Source organism: Mycobacterium colombiense CECT 3035 (assembly GCF_002105755.1).
Lineage (GTDB): Bacteria > Actinomycetota > Actinomycetes > Mycobacteriales > Mycobacteriaceae > Mycobacterium > Mycobacterium colombiense.
The window spans coordinates 2,323,112-2,346,521 of the sequence record NZ_CP020821.1; the positions used below are offsets into that span (position 1 = coordinate 2,323,112).

Genomic DNA, 23,410 nt, shown 5'->3' on the forward strand with positions numbered 1-23,410 from the left:
CAAGTTGCCTTTCTTGTGCGGCGCCGCCAACGGCCCCGTCCGCTAATCCGTTAAATTTATACCTTAGGCCACCGGCGTTTGACACCCCCGGCCAGGGTTGGTCTATCGTCTTAATGAGTTAGCCTTTTAACGCGCCCCGCCCGAGAGGAGTGCCCGGTGACCGCAGCATTGGTTCCGCCATTCCGGTCGCTGCCTTCCGACGCCGACGAGCTTCGCACGGAGGTGCGGCGATTCCTCCGAGATGATCGCAGCCAGTATGGCTGGACACCCCGCGTCGACTCGTGGATCTCCTCATGGGACCCGTCTTTCAGTCGCCGGCTCGCCGCCCAGGGTTGGTTGGGCATGACCATTCCCCCCGAGTACGGGGGCGGCGGCCGCAGCCACGTCGAGCGGTTCGTCGTCATCGAGGAACTGCTCGCAGCGGGTGCGCCGATCGCGGCGCACTGGGTGGCCGACCGCCAGGCTGCACCGTCACTGCTCAAGTACGGCAATGAGATCCAACGCCGCCGGTATCTACCCGTCATCGCACGCGGAGAATGCTATTTCGCCATCGGGATGAGCGAGCCCGAATCCGGGTCCGATCTGGCCAGCGTGCGCACCCGCGGCGCGCGGGTCGACGGTGGTTGGGAACTAACCGGTGTCAAAGTTTGGACATCGGGAGCCCACCACGCGCACGCGTTCGTCGTGCTTGCTCGAACAGCGGAGCTGGATGGCTCCAAGCGACACGAGGGCCTGAGCCAGTTCGTGGTACCGCTCGATTCGCCGAACCTCGAGATCCGGCCGATCAAGCTGCTGACCGGAGCGCATCACTTCAATGAAGTCGTGCTGTCCAAGGTGTTCGTCCCGGATGAGATGGTGCTCGGCAACATCGGTGACGGATGGGAACAGGTCACCTCCGAATTGGGCTTCGAGCGCAGCGGACCCGAACGGATACTGTCGACGCAGCCCCTGCTCGATGCACTCGCACGCGAGTTGGGCCGCCAGGTGGATCAAAGCCCGTGGGCGGCAACCGACCTAGGTGACCTCATCTCGCAGCTGGCCGCGCTGCGACAGCTGTCGGCCTCCGTGGCGGCCGCGCTGAGCCGCGACGAGCCGGTCGCTGTCGCCGCTGCCACCGTCAAGGACCTCGGCACCCGTTACGAGTCGGCGGTCGTCGAAGTGGCTGCTGCCGCCAGCCCCGCTCTGCCTGCGGTCGACGCCGAGGACGAGCTGTCGCGGTTGCTAGCAGAAGGAATCCTGCACGCACCCGGGTTCACCCTGCGCGGCGGCACCAACGAGATCCTCAGCGGAGTCGTGGCCCGAGGGTTGGGGTTGCGATGACGATGCTGACCGACGACGACGCGACGGAACTGCTGGCACTGCGGGGACTCGCCGACGACATCTTCGGGGCCTCAACCGAATCGGTGCTCGACGTGCCGGCGGTGGGGCTTGCCTACGATCCCGGCTTGTGGAGCACACTGGCCGAATCCGGGCTGACGCTGCTGACGACGCCCGAGCCGCGCGGCGGCAGTGGGGCGGGTCTACGCGAACTGTCCGTTGTGCTGCAGAGCAGTGGCTATCACGCTGCGCCCGTCCCTATTGCGGAACACGATCTGCTCGCCTCGTGGCTGCTCGGCCTGGTCGACTTGCCGCTCGCAACGGGAGCGATGACCGCCGGGATCACCGACCAGCCGTTGCGGGGCGGTCGGTTGACCGCGACCCTCGACCACGTCCCCTGGGCGAACGTCGCCGAGGCCATCATCGTCGCCGGCGATGGTTTTGTGGCGAAAGTGCCTCGCCAGAAGGCATCGGTCGAGGCGCATGCCGACATCGCCGGACAGCCCAGCGGTCGGGTGCACCTCGACGTGCTTCTGGAGGCCGGCGAATTCCGGGCCACCGACGTCACATTGGCACCCGAGTTTCGTCTCAGAGGGGCGCTGGCCCGAGCGCTACAGACCTGCGGCGCCTTGGCCCGTGCGCTTGATCTGACGCGTGATCACGCGCAGCAACGTGAGCAGTTCGGCCGCCCGATCGCCAAATTCCAGGGCGTCCAGGCGTTGATCGCCAACGCTGCCGGAGCGGTCTCCCTGGCGACCACGGCGGCGCAATTCGCCGCTGTGGCTGCCTCTGTCAATGGATTCGACTCGTCGCACGCACGATTCGCCGTGGCCGTCGCCAAAATTGAATCCGCACGCGCGGCAACGCTTGTCGCACGTAATGCGCACCAGGTCCATGGTGCAATCGGATTCACCCTTGACCATCGGTTGCGCCACTTCACCACCCGTGCGCTGGCCTGGCGATCTGAGTTCGGAACCCAGCGACAGTGGCAGCACCACCTGGGCACGATGGCATTGGACTCGCCGTCGACGGTATGGGAGCTGGTTACCCAGCTGAGCTCCAGCGTCGGCGACAGTCAACTGAACAACACCTGATCGGAAAAGAGTTACTGTGCGCCGAGACATTTTCGAGCCCGAACATGACGAGTTCCGTGCGACCGCACGCGCCTACTTCGAAACCGTTTGCGTCCCGCACGCCGACGAGTGGGAGGAGCGCGGTTACGCCGATCGCGAGGCATGGCTGGAAGCGGGCAAGCTGGGTCTGCTCGGCTGGGAGATGCCGGAAGAATACGGTGGTCTGGGCATCAAGGACTTCCGCTACAACGCGATTGTCGATGAGGAGTTCTGGTACACCGGCGCGGTCGGGATCGGACTGGGCGTTCAAAATGACATCCTCGCAGGCTATTTCGCAGAGTTGACCAGCGATGAGCAAAAGCGACGCTGGTTGCCGGGCTATGTCTCGGGCGAACTGATCACCGCCATCGCGATGTCGGAACCGGGCGCGGGTTCGGACCTGGCCAACATCAAAACCTCCGCGCGCCGCGACGGCAGCGACTACATCATCAACGGCACCAAGACGTTCATTTCCAACGGCCTACTGGCCGATCTGGTCGTTGTCGTCTGCCGCACCAATCCCGACGCCGAGAAACCACACAAGGGCTTGAGCCTTATCGTCGTCGAATCCGGCATGCCGGGCTTCTCTCGCGGCCGAAAACTCGACAAGATCGGCCAAAAGTCCGCTGACACAGCCGAACTGGTCTTCGAGGATGTCCGAGTGCCGGCCGAGAACCTGGTCGGCGAGGAGAACCGCGGGTTCTACCACTTGATGCGAAACCTTCCCGCCGAGCGGCTCGGAATTGCCGTCCACGCGGCGGCGTCTGCGCGCAGAGCAGTGGAGTTGTCGATGGCCTACGCCCGCGATCGCAAGGCCTTCGGCCAGCCGATCGGCACGTTTCAGGTGAATCGGCATGCAATCGCCCAGATGCAAACCGAGCTGGACGTCATGCAGACCTACGTGGACAAGTGCATCATGGCGGTCAATAGTGGCGATTTGACCGCCGACGAGGCTGCGGGCGCCAAGTGGTGGTCGACGGAAACCCAGTGGCGCATCATCGACCGGTGCCTGCAATTGCACGGCGGCTACGGCTACATCAACGAGTATGAGATCGCCCGGCTTTGGCGAGACTCACGAGTCCAGCGCATCTACGGCGGGACCAACGAGATCATGCTCGACATCGTCGGGAAGGGAATGGGGTTCTGAGCGCCGCGCCCGAGGCTGTCATCGTCGCGACCTCCCGCACTCCTATCGGCCGCGCCTTCAAAGGATCGCTGACGAGCGCGCGCGCCGACGACCTCTGCGTCGCGGCGATAAGCGCAGCGATGCAACAAGTTCCGCAGTTGGACCCGCACGCCATCAACGACCTCATCGTAGGATGCGGCGCCCCCGGCGGAGAACAGGGCTTCAACATCGCGCGGGTGGTGGCCGTGCTACTGGGCTGGGACAGCGTGCCCGCCACCACGGTCACCCGGTACTGCGCATCGAGCTTGCAAGGTCTCCGGATGGCGATGCACGCGATCCGCGCCGGCGAGGGGCACACCTTCGTCGTCGCGGGCGTCGAGACGGTCAGCCGGTCACGGCGCGGAACCAGCGACAGCCCACCGGTGGACGAAGACCGCGATCCCCGCGACCGGTCCGCGAATCCATGGGTGAACCCGCGCTTCGCGGAGGCGCAGACCCTCACCCGAGAACGTGCCAAGGCGCCGACGCCGCCGCCCTGGCGCGACCCGCGCGAGCGGGGCGAGCTGCCCGACGTGTACATCGCGATGGGGCAGACCGCCGAGAACGTCGCGCAGGTCGAAGGGGTCAGCCGCGCCGACCAGGACGCTTATGCGGCGCTGTCCCAGCAGCGCGCCGAACGTGCCCTGGCATCTGGTTTCTGGGCGCGTGAAATCACACCCTACGTTCTAGGGGACGGCGCCAAGGTCGAGCACGACGATTGCCCCCGGCCGGGGACGACGGTCGAGGCCCTTTCGCGGCTGGCACCCGTGTTCCGGCCTGGCGGCAGCGTCACCGCGGGCAACGCGTGTCCGCTCAACGACGGCGCTGCTGCCGTGGTGGTGATGAGCCGCGAGCGCGCCGCCCAACTCGGCATCGCACCGCTGGCAAGGATCGTCTCGACCGGGGTGACGGCCTTGTCGCCCGAGGTGATGGGGTTGGGGCCCGTCGAGTCGACCCGGCAAGCGCTCGCCATCGCCGGCATGGCCGTCTCGGACGTCGACCAGTTCGAGATCAACGAGGCGTTCGCCGCACAGGTGCTGGCAAGCCAGCGACAGCTCGGGATCGACGTCGACCGGCTCAACGTCAACGGCGGAGCGATCGCGGTCGGTCACCCGTTCGGTATGACCGGCGCCAGGATCGCCACCACACTGATCAATTCACTGCAGTGGCATGATGCACAAATCGGCGTCGAGACGATGTGCGTCGGCGGCGGCCAGGGAATGGCCATGGTGCTCGAACGCCTCGCGGACTGACAGATTCAGGCACTACTCGAGTAGATCGACCACCGAGTCGGCGACACCTGAACTACGTAGTTGTGCGCTGGTGGCCAGGATGTGCTTGCGCCACAACGCCTCAGCGCCCGCGGCGTCCTTATCGGCGATGAGCTCGACGAGCCTCTCATGGGTGCGCGTGCCCGCCCGTGAGGCGCGGAGCTTGTCCTCGCCGCCCAGCGAAGGATCGGTCAGGTAGCGCTCGGTGGCTACCTCGATGATGTGACGCAACACGTCGCTGAGTACACCGAGCGTCTGATTGCCCGCCATGTCGATGAGCATCCGATGGAACTCGTTCTGCAGCTCGAGCAATCGCGTCGAGTCCGCACGCGCGTCGCGTTCGCTCTCGATCGCCGCGCGCAAGCGTCTGAGATCACCGGCGGTACGCGACCGTGCCAACATCGCAATGCAGGGCCCTTCGATCGCGGCGGCCGCGGCGAACACATCGGCCGTGGTTGCCTGACGGTACTCCAACAGGAGACCCGCGTAGCGCGCGGCGGTCTCCACCCGCGGCACGCTGACCTCGATCCCGCCGCGGGAACCCCGCTTGACCACCACCAGAGATTCCGATTCCAGCACCCGGATCGCCTCGCGCAGGGTCGGCCGCGAGACCCCGAATTGCTCTAACAATTGTGCCTCGCTCGGCAGAATGTCACCCTCGATGAGCTCGCCCCGGATGATGCGACGACGCACTTGCCCGGCGATCACGCTGGCGGCCCTCCCGACAGGTTCACCGTTGCCTTTCGCGGTCGCGGACATCGGTCTAGATTAGCCGCACATTCCGATCCGGCGGGAGCGGGCAACGCCAACGTGCATCGATCGATGAAAATCGTCGAGTTATGCCGGACCCGCCGGCCCCTGCTTAGCCGCAGTGGGTACGACGCCCACGTCAATCGCTTGATCGGGCGTCGCGCGAACGGACGGCCTCGGATCGAGGACCTCGTTGATCCGCGGCCAGCGGACGCTCGGGCACCATGCGCGCGACGACGAAGTCTTCCCCATCGAGCTGACCTACGACGGTCGCGCGCCCGCTTAACGGTCGCCGGGCCGGCCAAAGCGCCCCCGCTTGGATATTGATGCAGAATCCCTCCGCGGTGACTCGAACCGATGTGGTGCGAAACGGCAATGAAAATCCTCGATCGTCAATCACCGACAGATGCGGCGGCGGGAACGTCGAAGTGACTTCGGCCGCGCGTGAGCGCCAGTCGCCGGGTCAGACACCGCTGGCGTGTCGCGTGCGACGTACCAGTTTTCTTCTGCCTCAGTGGTTGTCTGGCTTCTGTCGTCGGGACGACCGGATGGTTAAACAGCGATTTCTACTGTTCCGACTCCTTACCGCAACACCATGGCGAGGATATGCTCGGCGACTTCATCCGGGTGGGTGATAAGGACTTCGTGGCCGGCATCGATCGTCGTCATTCGATCGAATCCTCCGAGTGCTGCCATTGCGGCGCGTTGTTTCCGCGGGGGCACGGCGCGGTCACGCGTCGGCAGTACCCAGCCAACCGGTATGTCGCGCAGCGACTGGTAGTCGGACACCCTCGTGGTGATCAACGCTGAGCCCTCCCGGCAGGCGCTATGCCGGATTCGCGCGCGTTGCGCACGCGACGCCCGGTTACCGAATATGAAGCGCGAGACGAGGAACGGCACCCGCTCGATGATGGGCTTGCCCAGCACGGGGCTGGCCAAGAGGCGCACCGCGCGCGGCAGGCTGTCCACTATCGACTGGCCTGCGGGGGGCATACAGCAGGCCACGGATATGAATCGTCTGACGCGGCCTCCACCGATCCTGCCCACCACGCGGGGGATCACGACACCGGCCATCGAATGGCCGACCAACACCAGCGGTGTTTCGTGACCGAGACGTTCGTCAATCTGCGTGATCACACTTTGCGCGCACCCGTCCACGGTGAGGGACGCAAGGTCACCCTCGATTGCGCCCCGTCCGGGCAGGTCGATCGCGAACGCGTTCAGGTCGGGCCGTCGCGCCCTCAGGGCCGACAGCGTTTCGTTCCAGGCTTGACTGTTATGACATCCGCCGTGGATGAACACCACTGCCGGGAGTGGCTGGGACTCAACGTCTGTGGGCATCGTTAGGGCTCTGCGAATTCAGTTGCCGCCGATGACATTCGCCCGTCGTAACCGCTCGATTTCGGCGTCGCTGTAGCCGAACTCTCCCAGCACTTGGGCGGTGTGCTGCCCCAGCGCGGGCGCGGGTCTGCGCACGCGGAACGGCTGACCGTCGATGATTGCGGCGGAGCCGACGTACGTGAACGGTCCGGCGTCGGGATGCTCGTCCTCGACGAGGATCGATCGGGCACGAATGTGCGGATCCTCTGCCATCTCGTGCAGTGTCGTGGGTGCGGGGCCGAGCGGGAAGCGATGTGTCGCCGCCAACTGAACCCACTCTCGCTGATCCCGAGCAGCGAATACCTCAATAAGCTTGTCCCGCAGGGTCGTTTCGTCCTTGCCGAAGTCGACCCCGCTGGCGGAAGCCGCCGTCGACGCGATCAAGTCGGGCCGATCGATGGCTTCGCAGAAGTTCGCCCAGAACTTGTCTTCGATGGCCGCCAGGATCACCATGCGTTTGTCGCGCGTCTCGTAGAACTGGTATTTCGCCCCTTTCCAGACTCCGCCGTCGATGGTCGGCAATGAATCGCGCTCAGTGAGTCGCGCGTCGTTGAGTTTGTAGATCACCGCGGCTAGAGCCTGGGCGATGACAGCATCGGAGCCGGCGACATCGATATGGCGGCCACGGCCCGTGCGTTCGCGTGCGAACAGAGCCGCGGCGACCCGCAGGGCACCGTGCACCGCGGCGGCGGCGGTGGCTTCACCGCCCATTTCGGTGCCCCCCAGCCCGGTTGGGGGAACGGGATGCATGTAGCCGTCATCGGCCCGTATGACAGGGTTGGCGCCCGCCAGCGCAGTCATCAACATCCCGTGCGTCGGAATGGTCCCGTACGGTCCGAGAACGCCGAATCCGGTGACGCTGGCGTAGATGATCGCCGGATTGTGTTGGCGCTGAGCGTCGTACCCGACGCCCAGCCGGTCCATGGCGCCCGCCGCATTACCGTCGACGAAGACATCGGCGCGATCGATGAGCCGCCAGAACACGGCGCGGCCCTCATCGCTGCGCATGTCGACGGCGATGCTCCGCTTGTTGCGGTTCACCTGGAGATGCGCGGGACTGTTGTGGGGCGTGATCTGCCCCATGAAGTCCCGCAGATAGTCGCCCCGTCCCGGGCTTTCCACTTTGATGACGTCTGCCCCGAGATCGCCGAGCAGCATGCCCAGCGTGTCACCATTCAGCAGGGACGCTGATTCCACCACGCGCACGCCGGCAAGCAACGTGCCCTGATCGTCGTCCATATAGCCCTTCAATGGGTCTGTGCCACAACGGTCGCGCAATCGCAACGGCCGCGTGGCGACTAAACGGAAGCTCGTGCGGCGCCGCGCGCCTCGTTCTCAGGCATATCGTCACCCGCGTCGGTTCCTGCGGTCTGCAGCTCGGGCGTGCTGGCGCTGCCCGGTTGGCCTTCGGGGTAGAACTGCATGGCCCACCGCCGGATCATCCGGAAGCCCTTGCCTTCCGCGGTGGCCAGGGCAGGCGGATCGGTGTAGCGCTGATGCTGCCAGATGTTGAGGTCGGCGAGGAATTGGTTGTTGGCCATGCGCTGACGCCGCTCAAGACTTGCCGGCTGGTGGGGTCCGTCCTCGCCGGGAATCTTGTCCAACCAGACCGAGGACCGGATGTCGCAGGTTTCTTGGTCGACCGGCGTGACGGTGACTATCGTCCGCATGTTGTCGGGGCCCCAGAACTTGGCGAAGCCGACTCCGATGCCGACGTTGATGGCCTGAACTCCACCCCGCACAGCCCCGTTCGGCGTCAGGACGGTCTTGTCCTTCGTGCCGCCGAAGAGCATCTCGAAGTCGGCGTACGCCATGGCACCGTCGTACTCCTGGCGAGTGAACTCGGGTACGAAGGCCGCCCGATGGACGAACTTGAAGTGCGCGAAATCCACACCGTTTTCCATGACGTATTGCGGATGCAATTCGAGTCCCGCGCGGTGCAGACAGCCTTCGGGATATGCGAGGTAGTAGTCGTCGGCAGTACGGCCGTCATCGTAGGCAGCGAAGACATCGGGGACTTCGAAGTAGGGTTCGCGCCCGTTGAGGTCGTGCCAGATGTAGACACATTCGTTGCGTTCGTTCACGGGCCAAGTGCGGATGCGCCGTGCCTTGTTGGGCCGGTCCTGGTACGGAATGCAGACGTTGCGCCCCTCGGCATTCCATTCCCAGCCATGGAAGGGACAGATGATGCGGTCCTCTTCCACATGGCCGCCGTAGCCCAGGTGGGCACCGAGATGCTCGCAGTAGGCGTTCATCACGGTCAGCGCACCGGCGGCGGACCGCCAGGCGACCAGCTCCTGGTCGAAGTACTTCATCCGGTGCACGTGACCGGGCTCGATCTCGGCGGACCAGGCCACCTGAAACCAGCCGGTGGGCTTCATAGAAAGCGCGGGCTTCGCCATTACATGTCCTCTCGTTCGATAGCGGGACCGAAATCCTGTCGTTTGACGGCCGCGATGAAACGGCGCAAATGGAGCTGAGCGAGCGCAGCGTCACCGGCGATGATGGCGTCCACCAGCTCGACGTGGCGCGCGTGCAACCATTCGATGGCTTGGCCCGGTTCTTCAGTGGCGCCGTAGGTGTGAAGCGTCAACTCTGACAACACACGGATGAAGAGTTCCAGAGCGGCATTGTCCGACTGACGCGCGATTTCGAGATGGATGTTGGGCAACTCCGTCCATGCGCGAGGCGCTTCGAGCAGCTCTTTGCCCAACAGATCGCGCAGGCGTTTGGCGCCGGCAGGATCGATCGACGCCGCCAGCTTGCTGATCGCGAGCTGCTCGAGCGCCATCCACACTTCGAACAGGTCAGCGCGATCGATGCCGGCATGGCTCAGGTACCGCCGGGCCGCATCTGTGACCAGTGACTGCTCGGGCTGGGTGACGAAAAGGCCGCCGCCCGGACCGCGGCGGGCCTTCGCGACCCCCCGCGCTTCCAGGATGCGTGCCGCTTCGCGGACCGCTGCGGTGCCGACATCAAACGTTTCGCACAGATCGGACTCCGAGCCGATGAGCCGTCCCGGTCCCCATCCCTCGACGCGTATCCGCTGCTCGATGCGCTGAGCCAGCGCCGCGCCGAGCGTCTGTCCCGCGACGGGACGCGGAGGTGTCGTTGGGCTGACGCCCTGGACTACTACTGTCATCGTCGACCTATCAGTTAGATCAATGGCTGTTTTTGACAGACTAGCCCAGCTTTATGTCGTACAGCAACGCTGGTTAGCCAATTCCATCGATTGATTTAGAGATTTCGACGGCAGGAGGAAACGCACCCGCCTGTCACGGCGAATGTGCCTTGCCGCCGGCGCCGTCGCTACGGCCGATTAAGGGCGCCCATGTCCACCGGAAGCACAATTCCGGTGACGTAGCGCGCCTCGTCGCTCGCGAGGTACAGCACCGCGTTGGAGATGTCAGACGGCTCGACCCACGGCTTACCCATCGGCATCATCATCGTGAACACCGGTTCGGCGTCCTCGATCGTCGGATTCTCCAGATCCGGCCGGAACAACTTGAACATCGCCTTGTTCTCGCTGATCAGCGCTGTATTCACGGTACCCGGGGCGATCACATTAACCCTGATCTGTTGCGCAGCAAGCTCATTCGACAGCGTCTTACCGATCGCCACAACGGCGGCTTTGGCCGAGTTGTAGTGCACGAGGTTGGGCACGTATTTGAGCCCCGCGCCCGAGCTGGTCAAGATGACCGAACCGCCGTTGCCGCCGGATATGACCGCGGGGACGGTCGCGGCGACCGTGTTGAACACGCCGGTCAGGTTGATGTCGATGACCGCGTTCCACTCATCCGGCGGTACTTCCCAGGTCATCCCGCCGGTCGGCGAGATGCCGGCGTTGGCGACCACAATGTCGAGGCGCCCGAACTCGTCGACACCCGTCTTGACGGCGTCGATGAGCGCGGTGCGATCGCGCACGTCGGCCTTGATGCCGATCATGCGCCGACCGGTCTTCTCCACCAGCGCGAGCGTCTCGTCCATGTCGTCCTGGGTGGCCAGGAGATAGGGGGCGAATTCCTCGTTCTCGAGAAGATCGATGCCGATGATGTCGGCGCCTTCCTCGGCCAGGCGCACGGCGTGCGAGCGGCCTTGACCCCGTGCCACACCCGTGATGAACGCGACCTTGCCCTGTACTCGTCCCATCGATTACTCCCTAACTTGCTAGTGTGCGATCCAGATGTTCTTCGGCCGAGTGAACTCTTCGATACCCCGACGGCCACCGATGCGGCCGTAGCCGCTCTGCTTGACCCCGCCGAACGGAACGGACGGCGGGATGCCGAATCCTCCGTTGACCCAAACCATTCCGCTCTCGAGCGCGGCGCTGACGCGATGGGCGCGTCGGAGGTTCTCGGTATGCACATAGGCGGCCAGCCCGTATGAGGTGTCGTTGGCCAGGGCCAGGGCCTCTTCTTCTGAGTCGAAGGGCATGACCGTCTGTACCGGCCCGAACACCTCCTCGCGCGCGAGCGGCGAGGTGTTGTCGACATCCGCGAAAACCGTTGGTGCAATATAAAAACCGCTGGATAAGGCGCCGTCCAGGCGCGTGCCCCCGGTGATCAGCCGGCCTGATTTGTTTTCCGTTGCCGCCTCGATCATTCCCATGATGCGGTCGCAGGCGCCCTGGCTGACCACGGGGCCCATCAACGTTGCGGGGCTCATCGGGTCGCCGATCGGGATCGCCTGCACGGCCGCCGCCAGATCATCGACGAAACGGTCATAGATGCTGCGGTGCACCATGACTCGCGTCCCGCAGATGCAGCCTTGCCCAGCGAGGTTGAGGGTGATGGCACCGGAGGCGGTCTGTACGGCGGCGGGTAGGTCGGCGTCGTCGAATACCAGAACCGCCGACTTGCCGCCGAGTTCCAGCCCCAGCGGCTTGAGCGTTTCGGCCGCACTGTGGATGATTTTGCGGGCCGTCACGCCGCTTCCGGTGAAGTGAAGTTTGTCGATGCCGGGATGGCATACGAGCGCCTCGCCGGCCGCAGGGCCGCCCGGCACGATATTGACCACGCCCGGCGGGAAGCCCGCTTCGAGGAACAGTCTGCCCATCTCGAGTGCTGAAAACGGCGCAAGCTCAGGTGGTTTGACGACCACACAGTTACCGGCGGCCAGTGCTGGGGCAACGGTCTGACCGATTGCCGTGATGGGGCCATTCCAGGGGATGATGATGCCGACGACGCCGTATGGCTCATCGAAGCTGTAATCCAATGCTGGGATCGGCCATGTCTGGTGCACCTCTCCCCCGCCTTTGTCAGCCCATCCCGCGTTGTAGGCGAACAGGTCGACGGCCATGAAGTTCTGCGCCTTGGCGATATTCAGTGCAGTGCCGTTGTCGATGGTATTCAGCCGCGAGAGGCGTTCAATGTTGTCGGCGATCAACTTGCCCATGGCATTCAACGCATTACGACGCTGATCGGCGGGCATCGCCCGCCATCCGGGCAGCGCCGCGCGCGCCGCCGCCACCGCCTGATCGATTTCGGTCGTCCCGGCGAGTGGCACCTGGGCCGTCGGCTGACCGGTGGCGGCATAGACGTGCTGGAACGTGCCACCGCTGGCGTCGGTGATTGTGCGATCACCTATGAGCAGCGCAGGCTCTGGCAATTCGTCGATCGGAGCCGGAGTCACAGCCGTCATTCGGCTACCTCCGCATGCTGGTTCGCCTCGGGGCTGAGCACCGGCTTCTTGAGAGGTTTCGTCGGTTGCCAATCGCGGGCTTGCGCCGTGCGGTCCCAAGTGGCCGGCCCAACGCCTTTCTCACGAAGCACGAACTTCTGGATTTTGTTCGTGGGCGTCATCGGTAGCTCGTCGACGATCTCGACGTAGCGGGGGACGAAGAAGTATGGCGCTTTGTCGTCCATGAACTTGCAGAAATCCAACGGATCTACCTTGGCACCGGGTTCCCGAAGCAGCACCACCATGAGCTCTTCTTCGTGTTCGAGCTCGGGCGCCGTCACACCGACAGCGGCGGCGTTCGCCACACCTGGAAATTGCCGAGCGATGTGCTCGACTTCGAAGGTGGACGTGTTGCGACCCTTGTGACGCAGCGAATCCTTCTTACGATCGGCAAAGAAGATCTCGCCGTCCGCGTCGCGCCTTCCCAGATCGCCACTGTGGTGCCACATGTTCCGGAACGTCTTCAGTGTCTCTTCGGGCTGACCGAGATAGCCGGTGAACACCGTGTAGGGCACCCGCGGCCGTACACAGATCTCGCCCACCTCGTCGACGCCGACCTCCTCGTCGTTATCATCGAGTAGTCGTGTCTCCACGAGGTCGTCATCGACCGTGTATCCCGACGAGCCCACTTTGAGGTCGCGATCGGATGTGTAGAAGGTGGCACCCATGACTTCGCTTTGCCCGAAACCGCTTCCGACGCGCTCGATTCCGAAGCGCTCCATGAAGGGCCTCAGTATCTGCGGCACGACCGGGTTCATCACCAGGGTGCGCAGCGGATTGTCGGCGTCGTCGTCGCGCGGCGGCTGGCCGAACAAGTACACGTGCATAGCGCCCAGGGTCATCGTGTGGTTGGCATTGAAATGCCGGATGCGATCCCAGAATTCGGTGACCGAGAACCGCTTGTCGATGGTCGCGCGATTACCCGTGATCAAAGCCGGATAGACGCACATGAGCCAGGCACCCGAGTTGTACATAGGCATGCAGTAGTAGAAAGTCTCACCGTCGCCGACACCGTTGCGGTACACGCGGTTGTGGCGCTGCGGCCACAACGTCCACACCGCGTGCGGCTGCATCACTCCTTTGGACCGTCCGGTGGTTCCAGAGGTCCACAGCACCGAACTCGTTTCGCCGTGGTGCAGCTTGATGTTCGATCGATGCTGCTTCAGCTCCGCGAAGCTTCCAAGTTCGGACAGGGCCGCGTGGTCGAAATCGCCCGAGCCCGCCCAGTCCCTACTGTCGCCGTTGACCACGATGTGCTCGAACGGCAGGTCGCCGCATCGGGCGACTTCGGGCAGAAGATGCTGGTCGACGACCAGAACACGCGAGCCGATCGCGGTAAGCAGCTCGCGCAGCCATTCCCCTCGGTACTCCGTGGACACCGGAGACCAGATCGCGCCGAGCCGGTTGATGCCGAATGTCGTGAGAGCAAGCGAGGCGGAGTTCTCCATGAAAACCGCGACGGTGTCACCCTTGCCGATCCCGAGGTCGGCGTAGCCGGAAGCGTGCCGATCAGCCATGTCATCCACGTAGCCGAAGCTGAGTTCACCGCTTTCGTCATCGACCAGGTAGGGCCGGTCGCCGATGGTTTCGGCCTGAAGGCGTAAAACGTCGACAGGGATGCGGTGGGTCACCGAGCCCAGCGGGTCGACATCTGCCATCTCATTCTCCTTGCTCGGGGTACCCCCCGCACAGACCGGTGCTGAGCGCCATCCGGATCTGAGTTCACTGATTGGTCTTGTGGTGGCGGTCACGTTAACGGTTAAATGATTTAGCGTCAAGCGAGTGACGCACGCTTAGGAGGAGTTGCCTGTCAATGCCTGATATCCGGTCGCGAAGGTCCAGCGAAGAGGTCCGTAAGCTCATCCTCGATGCTGCTCGAAATCTCTTCCACAGCAATGGTTTCGATGCGACAAGCACTCGGGAGATCAGCGCCGAGGCCGGCGTGTCAGAGTCGATGCTGTTCCGGAACTTCGGTTCGAAGAAGGCGATCTTCGATGAAGCGGTCCTCATGCCGTTCATCGAGTTCGTGCAGCAATTCGTCACGGACTGGGCGAGCTCGGCGGAATCAGGAGCAGGCCCGCAGCACATCGCGCACCGCTACGTCAGCGGACTGTTCCAGCTGTGCAGGGACCACCTTGAGCTGATCACCCTGATCGGCGCCCGGCGCGAGGGATCGCCACAAGGACCGAACGCGCGTCTGCTCATCGCCGACCAGCTCGACGCGCTGGTGGGCCAAGTAAGCCGCTACAACGCACAGGCCGGCAACCAACCTGCAATGGACCCGCGCCTGTCGGTTCGGTTCGCCATAGCAATGACGGTCGGCGCAGCTCAGCTGGGTGAGGAGTTCTTCGGCATTGGCGATCGACTGGCCTCCGAGATCGCCGCATTCGTCGTGCGCGGCGCAGGCAGCCAGCCGCCGAAAGATTGACGAGACCACCAACGCCACGGAAGCAGCGATGACCGCATACCATCTCATGCAGCCCGGCCAACGGCATCTCCGGGGGTTGGCTTGCCCGTTGCGGCGGACACGTGCCGGTACGTACCGCCGCTGCTCTCGGTGATCTGGTCGGGCCCGATGATCAACGCGGGTCCGGTAGTTCGTCAAGGGACGAACGCGCAACTGTCGCAGCGGAATTCATGATCACGACTTCGATGATCCGCACATATGGTTAGCCGCGATCCATCCGAAAACGAAGGATGCGCCGATGCTGGCGCCCGCTCCCGGATAGGTGCGTCCCATGACCGAGGCGGTGCAGTTACCGGTGGCGTACAGCCCGGGAATCGGCTGCCCGTCGTCCCGCAGAACGCGCGCGTGCTCGTCGGTGACCAGACCGCCACAGGTTCCCACGTCTCCGGGATAGAGCGCCACCGCATAGAAGGGCGGCTTGTCGACCGGACCGACGCACGGGTTCGGCTGCACCCGCGGATCACCGTAATAGCGGTCGTATGCCCGCTCGCCCTTGTGGAAGTCTGGGTCCCGCCCGTGCGCGGCATGGGAATTGAACCGCTCAATGGTGTTCACCAGCCCCGTGGGATCGATCCCGCATCGGCGCGCCAGCTCATCGACCGAGTCCGCTTTGACCATGTAGCCCTCAGATACCCACTTCTTCGGCGTCATCCCACCCGGAGCCAGGCCCCACAAGTACCTTCGGCGATGACGGCTGTCCATCACCCACCAACTGGGGATTGCGGGCGCGGTGGCGTTGCGCTCATACATCGCCTGACCAACCTCCATGTATGACGCGGCCTCGTTGACATAGCGCCGACCGTCACCATCGACGAGGACACCGTGCGGCTTGGAACGCTCGTAGACCGCATAAAGCGGGGATCCGTCGGGCAGCACCGAAGTCGGTATCCACCACGCCTCATCCATCAAATCGGCTGCGGCGCCGTGACGGATTGCGTCCTCGATCACTTCACCGGTGTCGCCAGGGTTGGCAACCGTCCAGCGTGTGGACGACGGCTGGCGTCCGTATTTGCGGCGCATGGCCTCGTTGTGCGAGAAGCCGCCCGAGTTCAGCAGCACTCCCCGGCGGGCGCGAATGCTGATAGTTCGTCCACCCCGGCTCGCGGTCACCCCTCGTACTGCACCGTCGTCATCGACGACCAGCCCGACAACGGGTGTTGACGTCCAGACCCCGACGTGGGCACGCATGGCCGCCAACAGCATCCAGCCCTGTAGCGCCGCGCCGGACCCCCGCACCGACCTGCCACGCACGGCCGCGCTGACCAGACGCCCTGTCACCGTGGCGATTACCCCCAGCGAACGCGCCGTTCGGCCCCAAGCGCGACCGGCGCGACCTCGGCGGTGCGCATCGGGATCGCCGGCAGTGTCTCGCTGACGCGTAACAGCTCCTGCCACGGACCGAGCTGCGCCGTATCGAACAACTCGGTTTCGATCGAGCGTCCATTCTCCTTTCCGCCGGGCCGATCGTCGTAATAGTCGGCATACCCCTCACAATGCCGAAACGGAATGCCCTGCGCTTCCAGGAACGCGACCATCGGATCGATCGCGTCCAGGAATCCTTCGATGCGCTCCGGCGATGTCGACGGCCGGTCGCTGCCGACCACCTCCGCGAAATACCGCAGCGCGTCCTCTCGGCTGTCCTGCACCCCGGCACGGCGCGAAACCAGATTGTCTGGTAGCCACAGCACACCACCGGACATCGCGGTGGAACCACCGACCACGTCGGCCTTTTCGAGTATCAAGGCGTGATTACCGCTGGCCGCCGCAGCCAGCGCGGCGCACATGGAACCGCCGCCGCTTCCGACGATCACGCAGTCGGTCACCACATCGAAGTCTGAGTCGCTATCGGTCATCACTGCTCGACGATCTCGGCAATCAATGTGCCCACCGGATAGGTGGTATCGGCCTCGCCGATCAGACGGATCGTCCCCGACACGGGCGACTGAATCTCCTGATCGACCTTGTCGGTTGCGGCGACATACAGCGGCGTGCCCGCTTCCACGCCCTCGCCGTCGGCAACCAACCATTCCGACAAGGTCGCCGCGTCGACTGCCATGCCCAGCTTCGGAATTTTGATGCGGTGTATCAGCGGCATTACTGCACCGCTTTGCGGATCGCAGTTTCGATCCGATCGTCGCTGTACATGAACGCCTGCTCGAGCGGTCGGCTGAACGGGACGGGGCAGTTGCGCGATCCCACTCGCGTAACCGGGGCGCGCAGGCCCGAGTGCAGGTCTTCGGCGATCATCGCCGAGATCTGGGCTCCGACGCCGAATTGCTCGACGGCCTCGTGCACGACCACCGCGCGGCGCGTCTTCCCCACCGATTCGAGCACCGACGTCCTGTCGATGGGTGAGATGGTCCTGAGGTCAACGATTTCCACGCTGATACCGTCGTCTGCCAGCTGTTCTGCTATGCGGACGATCTGAGCGACCGGTCGACCGTACGAGATCACCGACACGTCCGTTCCAGGCCGCACGATGTTCGCCTTGCCCAGCGGGATGCGCAGTCCGGGCGCCGGGGCGGGGCCACGGTCCCAGTACGTCGGCATCGTCTCGATGAATATGCACGGGTCGTCATCGAAGATGCAGGACAGCAGCAGACCTTTCACCTCCGCTGGTGACGAGCCCGTCACAACTTTCAGGCCGGGAACATGCGCGAACCACGCTTCTGGCATGTCCGAGTGCTGTCCGCCCGAACCCATACCGGCACCGCTCATCGTCCGGATGGTCAACGGGACACTCGTCTGCCCGCCCGACATGAAGCGGATCTTGGCCGCGTGATTGACGATCTGATCCATCGCGACCGTCAGAAAGTTCGCCAACATGATCTCGGCGACCGGGCGCATTCCGGCGATCGCTGCGCCGACCGCCGCACCGGCGATGGCTTGCTCGCTGATCGGTGTGCTGCGGACTCGATGTTGCCCATATTTGGTCGACAGCCCGGCGGTAACCTTAGCGACGCCACCTCCTTCGCGGTCGGCAATGTCCTCACCTAGGAGGAACACCGATTCGTCAGCGGCCAGCGCCTCATCCAAGGCGAGATTAGATGCCTCGGCGAACGTGATCGTCTGCGCGCTCATACCGCAACCTCTCCTGCATAGATGTCTCGGCCTAGCTCGGAAACGTCGGGAAAGTCGCTGGCCCTGGCGAATTCGACGGCGTCAGCGATTTCTCCCTGACACTGTTGCTCGAGGCCGGTCAGTTGAACTTCATCCGCCCGACCGTCGGCGATCAGTTTGGCGCGCAACGCCGGTACCGGGTCGTGTGCCAGTCGATCGTCGTAGATCTCCTTGTCGATGTAGCCGCTGTCGTCGCCGAAGAAGTGCCCCATAAACCGGAAGGTCTTGGCCTCCAATAGCGTTGGTCCGGCTCCATCGCGTGCAGCGGTAATCGCCTCTGCGGCTGCCGCGAACATCGCCTCCGGGTCATCGCCGTTTATCGTGACCCCCGGCATCCCGTACGCCACTGCGCGGTCGGAAATGTTCCGGCAGCTGGTGCCATTGGCGAAGGAAGTGTGCTCGGCATAGCCGTTGTTCTGACAGAGAAACACCACCGGCAGCTTCCACAGTGACGCGAGATTGAGTGCCTCGTGGAACGCACCGATATTGCTAGCGCCATCACCGAAATTCGCAATCACGACGCGGCGCTCGCCGCGCAACTGTGCGGCGAGAGCTAAGCCGTTGGCGATCGGTAGTCCGCTACCGACAATGCCGGTGGTCAACATCACCCCGGATTCGGGGTGCGTGACGTGCATGGGGCCTCCCTTGCCTTTGCAGGCACCAGTGGCCTTACCGAAGTACTCCGCCATCAGCAACCGCAGCGGAACGCCCTTTGCGATCTGATCGTGTATGCCACGATAGGTCGTGACGACGTAGTCCTCGGGCTGCAGCTTCATCGCCGTTGCCGCCGCGACGATCTCTTGACCGCGGGGCGAGTAGTACGACAGTGCGATCTCTCCCGACATCAGCAAGCTGCGGATCCGCTCATCGGTCAGTTGGATGAGTGCGGCCAGGCGGTAAATGGCAAGCAACTCTTGGGACGACGGTTTGGTCATTGAACGCTACTTTCCGGATTCAGGTCCAGGTACTGGTGAAGAACACGGTGGAAGTTCGAGATAGGTTTCTCTTGAATGGGATTCGTCCTTGATCCCGCGAAACCCCGGGATTTCATCCCCTGTTGAACCTGAGCAAGGTTTTGAAAGTCCTGCGGCAGGATGCCACCCCAGTCATCGTGCGCACGCCAATCGGTAAAGAACTGCCGCTGCAGCGGGGGTTCCTCACCTTCGGGGTATCGGGCCAGCGACCAGACGTCGAACACACAAGAATCCGGATCATCGCCATTGGGCCGTGCGCGGTACCACAACGCCGCATCCATATACGGCAGCACAATCAGATTGGGGAACATGTGCCAGTCGATACCGGCGCGTACGATGCTTTCAAAACTCAAGCCATCCGGCCAGCCCGCGCCATCCTCAAGAGCTGCTTCTCGGTGGAACATCATGAGTTTCATCAGCACGGTCGTGGGCTCCTCGTCCTCGGACACCTCGGTCAACAGACGCTTGGCGGCCTCGAAATCGCGTGTCGAATAGATGGCACGTAGCTCACGCTCCATCTCTTCGAGGAACCGAAACAGTCCTTTACGAATGTCTTTAGGAACCTCACCGCCGAGCCGGCGGGACGGGAAACCCAAGGGACGGTTATCGGGTGGATAGGTGAACATGGCGTGCTTGCCGAACGCCTCGCTCACCGTCCAATCGTCGGTGAATCGCAACAGCTGTGGATGCGTTGCGGCGACGTGATAGCCCTCGTTGAACGCCTCCAGCACAACCTTCCAGTTGCATGGGAGGACGACGGTTTTGTACCAGCGGTATCGCATCCTCTCGAACTCGTAGCCGTCAAAGATCTCCGGCACGGGAGCGAGGTAGTCACGCAGCGGCTCGGGCGAGTCCTGCATTGTGATGAACACGAAGCCACCCCAGGTATCGCTCGTGACGCTCTTCAGCCCGATCTCCGAGTCCTGCAGGCACCCCGCATAATCGTTTCGATCGAGCACCTCGCGAGGGCTGCCGTCGAGATTCCAACGCCAGCCGTGGAACCGGCAGTAGAAGTGCTTTGCGTTGCCGCATCCCTCCGTGAGTCGCCGGCCGCGATGCTGGCATACGTTGTAATACGCCCGAACGGCCGTTTCATCGGTACGCACGACGACGATTGACTCGTCGGCGATTTCGTAAGTGATGTAGTCGCCGGGGTTCGGGATCTCCTCAAGCCGGCACGCGACCTGCCAGACGTTCGGCCACAGCAGCCGCTTCTCAAGCTCTACGTACTTGGGTTGGTAGTAAGGCTCTTTCGGCACGAAGTCGTCACGCACCTGACCGCCACGCTCGCCGCTGCTCGTACCCGCCGCCGGCGCGTTCATGAGTTCAGTCACATCAGCATCCATCTGTGTCGCAGGCCACCCGTTATACAGTGTTGACTGTATATGTATGGTGTGGCTATCTGTCAATGCCCAATCTCTTCGGAAAGGTGCCAGCGGTGAGCGGAAATCAAGCCGGTCGCACGCGCCGCGCCAGGCGCAGCGGCGACGAGGTCCGCTCGAGGCTGCTCACCGCTGCCCCTCATGTGTTTGCCGAACGGGGCTATGTCGGAGCATCGACTCGCGAGGTGGCCGAACGCGCAGATGTCACGGAGGTCTTGCTGTTTCGCCACTTCGGTTCTAAAGCGGGGCTTTTCGACGAGGCTGTGCTGGCGCCGTTCGAGGGCTTTGTCTCCGACTGGGCCAGCCGATGGCAACAGTTGCGGGTTAGCGGCGAGACCCTAGACGAACTCGGCCGCGAGTACATCGATCTCTTGTACGGCTTTCTCGAGCAGAACCGCCAACTCGTTGTCGCGCTGCTCTCCGCCAGGGCACATCATCCGACCACCGACGAGCGCCTGGACGGGTTGTTTGCCCGACTCGAGCAGACCGTGCGCGACGGCGCTGCGCGCTATGGGCTGCCCATCCGTGATCCCACCGCCACAGTACGGCTGACATTCGGCATGGTGCTCTCGGCCGTCGTACACGCGCAGATCCTCTTCCCGGCCAAGTCACCATTGACGCGAAGCCAGATCATCGAAGAGATCACACGCTACATGCTCTACGGGATCACCGACCCGACATAGTGCCCAATTCCCTATCAGCCCAACAACGAGAGGAAGCGGACATGGCTGATCGCCTCATGTTGGTTTTCACCAATCCGATACAGGGACAAGACGAAGCATTCAATGATTGGTACGACACACGGCATGTAGTCGACGTTCTCAACGTGCCCGGTGTGGTCGCGGTGCAGCGGTATGACCTCGCGCCCATGACACTTCCGGACGGCGACGCAGCACCGGCGGAGCTCCCGCCCCCCGCGCACCGGTATCTCGCCGTCTATGAGCTCGCCGACGACCCGGACAGCGTGATGAATGAATTTCTCAGTCGTGCTGCCGACGGCAGGCTACCGCTTAGCGAAACCCTCGATTTAACAAGCATTTCCATGACAACTTGGTCTGCCCGGGGCGAACGGACCACGGTAACGTAACGCGACCCGACACTCAGTCCTCGTCGTGCACCAGCGCCTGTTCGGGACAGACCGGCAAAGCCCTGGCGAACGATGTGCCCTTGTTCGGGATCCACTGTGTAGCATTACCGGCGCCCTTCGCGAGGACGCTTATCGGACCACGATCTCGTCAGCGTGAGAGGATTGACACTGCGGAAGCGCCAGGGGCTCCGTACAAGTGGGTGTAGCCCACCCGCGGATCGTTCGGCACCTGACGAGTGCCTGCGCGGCCTTGCAGTTGCAACACGATCTCATAGATCTGGCGCAGGCCGGAAGCGCCGATCGGCTCGCCGTTGGCGATCAGCCCGCCGTCGGTGTTCACCGGGAGCCGACCGCCGATTTCGGTTGCGCCCTCGGCAATCCACTTCTCTTGCTCACCGTCGGCGCAGAATCCGTTCTCGGCCATGTGAATCAGTTCGGATCCGGCGTCGGTGTCCTGCAGCTGCGCCACATCGACGTCTTCCGGCCCGATGCCGGCCACTTCATACGCCGCTCTGGACGCGTCAACCGTCGGGCTCGGTGCCGGATCGAGCGGCATCGACGGGCTGGTCACCTCGAACGCGCCGTAACGGCGGCTGCGCAGTTCCGCGGCCCGGACGAATACCGGCGTCGACGTGAATTGGTGCGCAATATCCCCGCGACACAACACCAGCGCCGCGGCGCCCTCATCGGGATTGCAATACATGTAGCGGGTGAGCGGATAGTTCACCACTTCAGCAGCCAGGATCTCCTCAGCAGACATGGCCTTCTGTCGCCATGCATGCGGTGTGATCGACCCATTACCAAGGTTTTTCGCCGCGATCTGGGCCAGCGCGTTAGTCGAGATGCCGTGATCGTGCATATACCGCTGGATTTTTGTGCCGAAAAAGTGCGTGGTGAGGAACATACCCGTCCGCCCGTACCAGGCCGGTAGCCCGACCACAGAAGGGTCGGCCGCAAATGCGCCGCGCGGATGCTTGTCGAATCCGATCGCCATGGCGACGTCGGCCTCACCGTGACGGATCGCCTGTGCGGCCATTTGCAGCGATGTGCCGCCCGTCGCGCAGCCGTTGAACACACCACGTACCGGAATGCCAGTCAGCCCAAGCCAACCGACGACAGCATCGGGGTTGGATACTTCGTAGCTGCCCACATATGCCGCCTGGACGCGCGACCATTCGGTGCCGGCGTCACCCAGCGCAAGCTGTGCGGCTTCGGCACCCATCTGCAGGCAGAGCTTGTCCCCGTATCGGCCGAACGGGTGCAGTCCGACCCCGACGATTGCGACGTCCGTCATCACTCACCATCCCCGACGGGCGCGAACGCGTACGTCAGCACCTCGGTGCCGTCCGGGCGAATTGTGTATGGCACGATGCGTAGCTCCATCTCCTGCCCGACGCGCAGGCACTTCGGGTCGGCCTCGGTGAATCTGGCTTGCACGAGCAACTCGCCGGGCAGTTCGACATAGCCCAGCGCATACGGCTCAAAGGTCTCGGACGTGTCGTCGCCGTCGTAGGGGGGCGAGGGTGGTCTGAACTGTTGCGTCGTGAAACCCCATAAGGTGCCGCGACGCGACAGCAGTACCGTCTCCTCACCGGGACGGGCGGGAAAGTTCAACTCGCCGTCACCGCGGGAGGCGATGAGCCGTGGCTCATCCGCCGGCCAGGTGAAAAGACCCTCTGCGACCACTTCCTGTTGCGCCATTGCGC

General features: G+C 63.7%; 23 protein-coding genes. 7 read left to right on the top strand and 16 right to left on the bottom strand.

The window, feature by feature from the left end; translation table 11 throughout:
• Positions 1-156 precede the first annotated feature (156 nt).
• Genes B9D87_RS10635 through B9D87_RS10650 form a run of 4 tightly spaced genes read left to right on the top strand, consistent with a single transcriptional unit; the run spans position 157 to position 4,847 of the window.
• Positions 157-1,320: an acyl-CoA dehydrogenase family protein gene (locus B9D87_RS10635; RefSeq protein ID WP_007769944.1), complete on the top strand. Its 1,164-nt coding sequence runs from the start codon at positions 157-159 to the stop codon at positions 1,318-1,320.
• A complete protein-coding gene (locus B9D87_RS10640; RefSeq protein WP_007769943.1) occupies positions 1,317-2,411 on the top strand; it encodes an acyl-CoA dehydrogenase family protein in 1,095 nt (364 codons plus the stop codon). The genes B9D87_RS10635 and B9D87_RS10640 overlap by 4 nt, the downstream gene beginning before the upstream one ends.
• Positions 2,412-2,427: 16 nt before the next feature.
• Positions 2,428-3,576 (top strand): acyl-CoA dehydrogenase family protein, encoded by a 1,149-nt coding sequence (locus B9D87_RS10645; protein ID WP_007769942.1) that lies wholly within the window; start codon positions 2,428-2,430, stop codon positions 3,574-3,576.
• On the top strand, positions 3,573-4,847 hold the full coding sequence (locus B9D87_RS10650) for an acetyl-CoA C-acetyltransferase (protein WP_040630008.1): 1,275 nt from the start codon (positions 3,573-3,575) through the stop codon (positions 4,845-4,847). Before B9D87_RS10645 ends, B9D87_RS10650 begins: the two co-directional genes overlap by 4 nt.
• A gap of 12 nt (positions 4,848-4,859) precedes the next feature.
• Here the strand turns inward: B9D87_RS10650 and B9D87_RS10655 are convergent, their stop codons facing one another.
• The 8 genes from B9D87_RS10655 to B9D87_RS10690 form a co-directional block, all read right to left on the bottom strand.
• The gene (locus tag B9D87_RS10655) at positions 4,860-5,624 is read right to left on the bottom strand and encodes a FadR/GntR family transcriptional regulator (RefSeq protein WP_007769940.1); all 765 of its coding nucleotides are present in this window, start codon (positions 5,622-5,624) and stop codon (positions 4,860-4,862) included.
• 573 nt (positions 5,625-6,197) lie between these two features.
• Positions 6,198-6,920: an alpha/beta fold hydrolase gene (locus B9D87_RS10660; protein ID WP_157373212.1), complete on the bottom strand. Its 723-nt coding sequence runs from the start codon at positions 6,918-6,920 to the stop codon at positions 6,198-6,200.
• A gap of 54 nt (positions 6,921-6,974) precedes the next feature.
• Positions 6,975-8,234, bottom strand: a complete 1,260-nt coding sequence (locus B9D87_RS10665) for a CaiB/BaiF CoA transferase family protein (protein WP_007769938.1) — start codon at positions 8,232-8,234, stop codon at positions 6,975-6,977.
• 59 nt (positions 8,235-8,293) lie between these two features.
• Complete coding sequence (locus B9D87_RS10670) at positions 8,294-9,397, bottom strand: Rieske 2Fe-2S domain-containing protein (protein WP_007769937.1); 1,104 nt, start codon at positions 9,395-9,397, stop codon at positions 8,294-8,296.
• Entirely contained in the window at positions 9,397-10,137 is a 741-nt protein-coding gene (locus tag B9D87_RS10675) for a FadR/GntR family transcriptional regulator (protein WP_007769936.1), read from the bottom strand. Before B9D87_RS10675 ends, B9D87_RS10670 begins: the two co-directional genes overlap by 1 nt.
• A gap of 167 nt (positions 10,138-10,304) precedes the next feature.
• The gene (locus tag B9D87_RS10680) at positions 10,305-11,144 is read right to left on the bottom strand and encodes a mycofactocin-coupled SDR family oxidoreductase (RefSeq protein WP_007769935.1); all 840 of its coding nucleotides are present in this window, start codon (positions 11,142-11,144) and stop codon (positions 10,305-10,307) included.
• Positions 11,145-11,162: 18 nt separating this feature from the next.
• Positions 11,163-12,635 carry an aldehyde dehydrogenase family protein gene (locus B9D87_RS10685; RefSeq protein WP_040629669.1) on the bottom strand — a complete coding sequence of 491 codons (1,473 nt, stop codon included), beginning with the start codon at positions 12,633-12,635 and terminating at the stop codon, positions 11,163-11,165.
• Positions 12,632-14,332 (bottom strand): AMP-binding protein, encoded by a 1,701-nt coding sequence (locus B9D87_RS10690; RefSeq protein ID WP_007769933.1) that lies wholly within the window; start codon positions 14,330-14,332, stop codon positions 12,632-12,634. Before B9D87_RS10690 ends, B9D87_RS10685 begins: the two co-directional genes overlap by 4 nt.
• 155 nt (positions 14,333-14,487) lie before the next feature.
• On the opposite strand from B9D87_RS10690, the gene B9D87_RS10695 reads away from it, so the two are divergent.
• Positions 14,488-15,102 carry a TetR/AcrR family transcriptional regulator gene (locus B9D87_RS10695; RefSeq protein ID WP_080598512.1) on the top strand — a complete coding sequence of 205 codons (615 nt, stop codon included), beginning with the start codon at positions 14,488-14,490 and terminating at the stop codon, positions 15,100-15,102.
• 213 nt (positions 15,103-15,315) lie between these two features.
• Here B9D87_RS10695 and B9D87_RS27475 read toward each other — a convergent pair whose 3' ends face one another.
• Genes B9D87_RS27475 through B9D87_RS10720 form a run of 6 tightly spaced genes read right to left on the bottom strand, consistent with a single transcriptional unit; the run spans position 15,316 to position 20,569 of the window.
• Positions 15,316-16,536, bottom strand: coding sequence for an FAD-binding protein (locus tag B9D87_RS27475; RefSeq protein ID WP_367648969.1), 1,221 nt, complete (start codon positions 16,534-16,536; stop codon positions 15,316-15,318).
• The gene (locus tag B9D87_RS27480; RefSeq protein ID WP_254425566.1) at positions 16,428-16,994 is read right to left on the bottom strand and encodes an FAD-binding protein; all 567 of its coding nucleotides are present in this window, start codon (positions 16,992-16,994) and stop codon (positions 16,428-16,430) included. Before B9D87_RS27480 ends, B9D87_RS27475 begins: the two co-directional genes overlap by 109 nt.
• Positions 16,994-17,236, bottom strand: coding sequence for a lipoyl domain-containing protein (locus tag B9D87_RS10705; protein WP_007769930.1), 243 nt, complete (start codon positions 17,234-17,236; stop codon positions 16,994-16,996). The genes B9D87_RS27480 and B9D87_RS10705 overlap by 1 nt, the downstream gene beginning before the upstream one ends.
• The gene (locus B9D87_RS10710; RefSeq protein WP_007769929.1) at positions 17,236-18,222 is read right to left on the bottom strand and encodes an alpha-ketoacid dehydrogenase subunit beta; all 987 of its coding nucleotides are present in this window, start codon (positions 18,220-18,222) and stop codon (positions 17,236-17,238) included. The genes B9D87_RS10705 and B9D87_RS10710 overlap by 1 nt, the downstream gene beginning before the upstream one ends.
• Positions 18,219-19,196 (bottom strand): thiamine pyrophosphate-dependent dehydrogenase E1 component subunit alpha, encoded by a 978-nt coding sequence (locus B9D87_RS10715; protein WP_007769928.1) that lies wholly within the window; start codon positions 19,194-19,196, stop codon positions 18,219-18,221. Before B9D87_RS10715 ends, B9D87_RS10710 begins: the two co-directional genes overlap by 4 nt.
• Positions 19,193-20,569, bottom strand: coding sequence for an aromatic ring-hydroxylating oxygenase subunit alpha (locus B9D87_RS10720; RefSeq protein ID WP_202949998.1), 1,377 nt, complete (start codon positions 20,567-20,569; stop codon positions 19,193-19,195). The genes B9D87_RS10715 and B9D87_RS10720 overlap by 4 nt, the downstream gene beginning before the upstream one ends.
• A gap of 104 nt (positions 20,570-20,673) precedes the next feature.
• Here B9D87_RS10720 and B9D87_RS10725 point away from each other — a divergent pair, with 104 nt between their 5' ends.
• Together B9D87_RS10725 and B9D87_RS10730 are read left to right on the top strand one after the other, a co-directional pair.
• Entirely contained in the window at positions 20,674-21,300 is a 627-nt protein-coding gene (locus B9D87_RS10725; RefSeq protein WP_157373211.1) for a TetR/AcrR family transcriptional regulator, read from the top strand.
• 41 nt (positions 21,301-21,341) lie between these two features.
• On the top strand, positions 21,342-21,704 hold the full coding sequence (locus B9D87_RS10730) for a hypothetical protein (protein ID WP_007769925.1): 363 nt from the start codon (positions 21,342-21,344) through the stop codon (positions 21,702-21,704).
• 148 nt (positions 21,705-21,852) lie between these two features.
• On the opposite strand, the gene B9D87_RS10735 is transcribed toward B9D87_RS10730, so the two are convergent.
• Both B9D87_RS10735 and B9D87_RS10740 read right to left on the bottom strand, forming a co-directional pair.
• Positions 21,853-22,998, bottom strand: a complete 1,146-nt coding sequence (locus B9D87_RS10735) for a thiolase family protein (protein WP_007769924.1) — start codon at positions 22,996-22,998, stop codon at positions 21,853-21,855.
• Positions 22,998-23,405, bottom strand: coding sequence for a Zn-ribbon domain-containing OB-fold protein (locus tag B9D87_RS10740; RefSeq protein WP_007769923.1), 408 nt, complete (start codon positions 23,403-23,405; stop codon positions 22,998-23,000). Before B9D87_RS10740 ends, B9D87_RS10735 begins: the two co-directional genes overlap by 1 nt.
• Positions 23,406-23,410: the final 5 nt, after the last annotated feature.

Coding starts and splice junctions, on each gene's coding strand:
- B9D87_RS10675 (WP_007769936.1), bottom strand. CDS start 10,137: ATGACAGTAGTAGTCCAGGGCGTCAGCCCAACGACACCTCCGCGTCCC.
- B9D87_RS27480 (WP_254425566.1), bottom strand. CDS start 16,994: ATGACCGATAGCGACTCAGACTTCGATGTGGTGACCGACTGCGTGATC.
- B9D87_RS10705 (WP_007769930.1), bottom strand. CDS start 17,236: ATGCCGCTGATACACCGCATCAAAATTCCGAAGCTGGGCATGGCAGTC.
- B9D87_RS10670 (WP_007769937.1), bottom strand. CDS start 9,397: ATGGCGAAGCCCGCGCTTTCTATGAAGCCCACCGGCTGGTTTCAGGTG.
- B9D87_RS10735 (WP_007769924.1), bottom strand. CDS start 22,998: ATGACGGACGTCGCAATCGTCGGGGTCGGACTGCACCCGTTCGGCCGA.
- B9D87_RS10655 (WP_007769940.1), bottom strand. CDS start 5,624: ATGTCCGCGACCGCGAAAGGCAACGGTGAACCTGTCGGGAGGGCCGCC.
- B9D87_RS10665 (WP_007769938.1), bottom strand. CDS start 8,234: ATGGACGACGATCAGGGCACGTTGCTTGCCGGCGTGCGCGTGGTGGAA.
- B9D87_RS10710 (WP_007769929.1), bottom strand. CDS start 18,222: ATGAGCGCGCAGACGATCACGTTCGCCGAGGCATCTAATCTCGCCTTG.
- B9D87_RS10730 (WP_007769925.1), top strand. CDS start 21,342: ATGGCTGATCGCCTCATGTTGGTTTTCACCAATCCGATACAGGGACAA.
- B9D87_RS10695 (WP_080598512.1), top strand. CDS start 14,488: ATGCCTGATATCCGGTCGCGAAGGTCCAGCGAAGAGGTCCGTAAGCTC.
- B9D87_RS10740 (WP_007769923.1), bottom strand. CDS start 23,405: ATGGCGCAACAGGAAGTGGTCGCAGAGGGTCTTTTCACCTGGCCGGCG.
- B9D87_RS10680 (WP_007769935.1), bottom strand. CDS start 11,144: ATGGGACGAGTACAGGGCAAGGTCGCGTTCATCACGGGTGTGGCACGG.
- B9D87_RS10685 (WP_040629669.1), bottom strand. CDS start 12,635: ATGACGGCTGTGACTCCGGCTCCGATCGACGAATTGCCAGAGCCTGCG.
- B9D87_RS10715 (WP_007769928.1), bottom strand. CDS start 19,196: ATGACCAAACCGTCGTCCCAAGAGTTGCTTGCCATTTACCGCCTGGCC.
- B9D87_RS10690 (WP_007769933.1), bottom strand. CDS start 14,332: ATGGCAGATGTCGACCCGCTGGGCTCGGTGACCCACCGCATCCCTGTC.
- B9D87_RS10640 (WP_007769943.1), top strand. CDS start 1,317: ATGACGATGCTGACCGACGACGACGCGACGGAACTGCTGGCACTGCGG.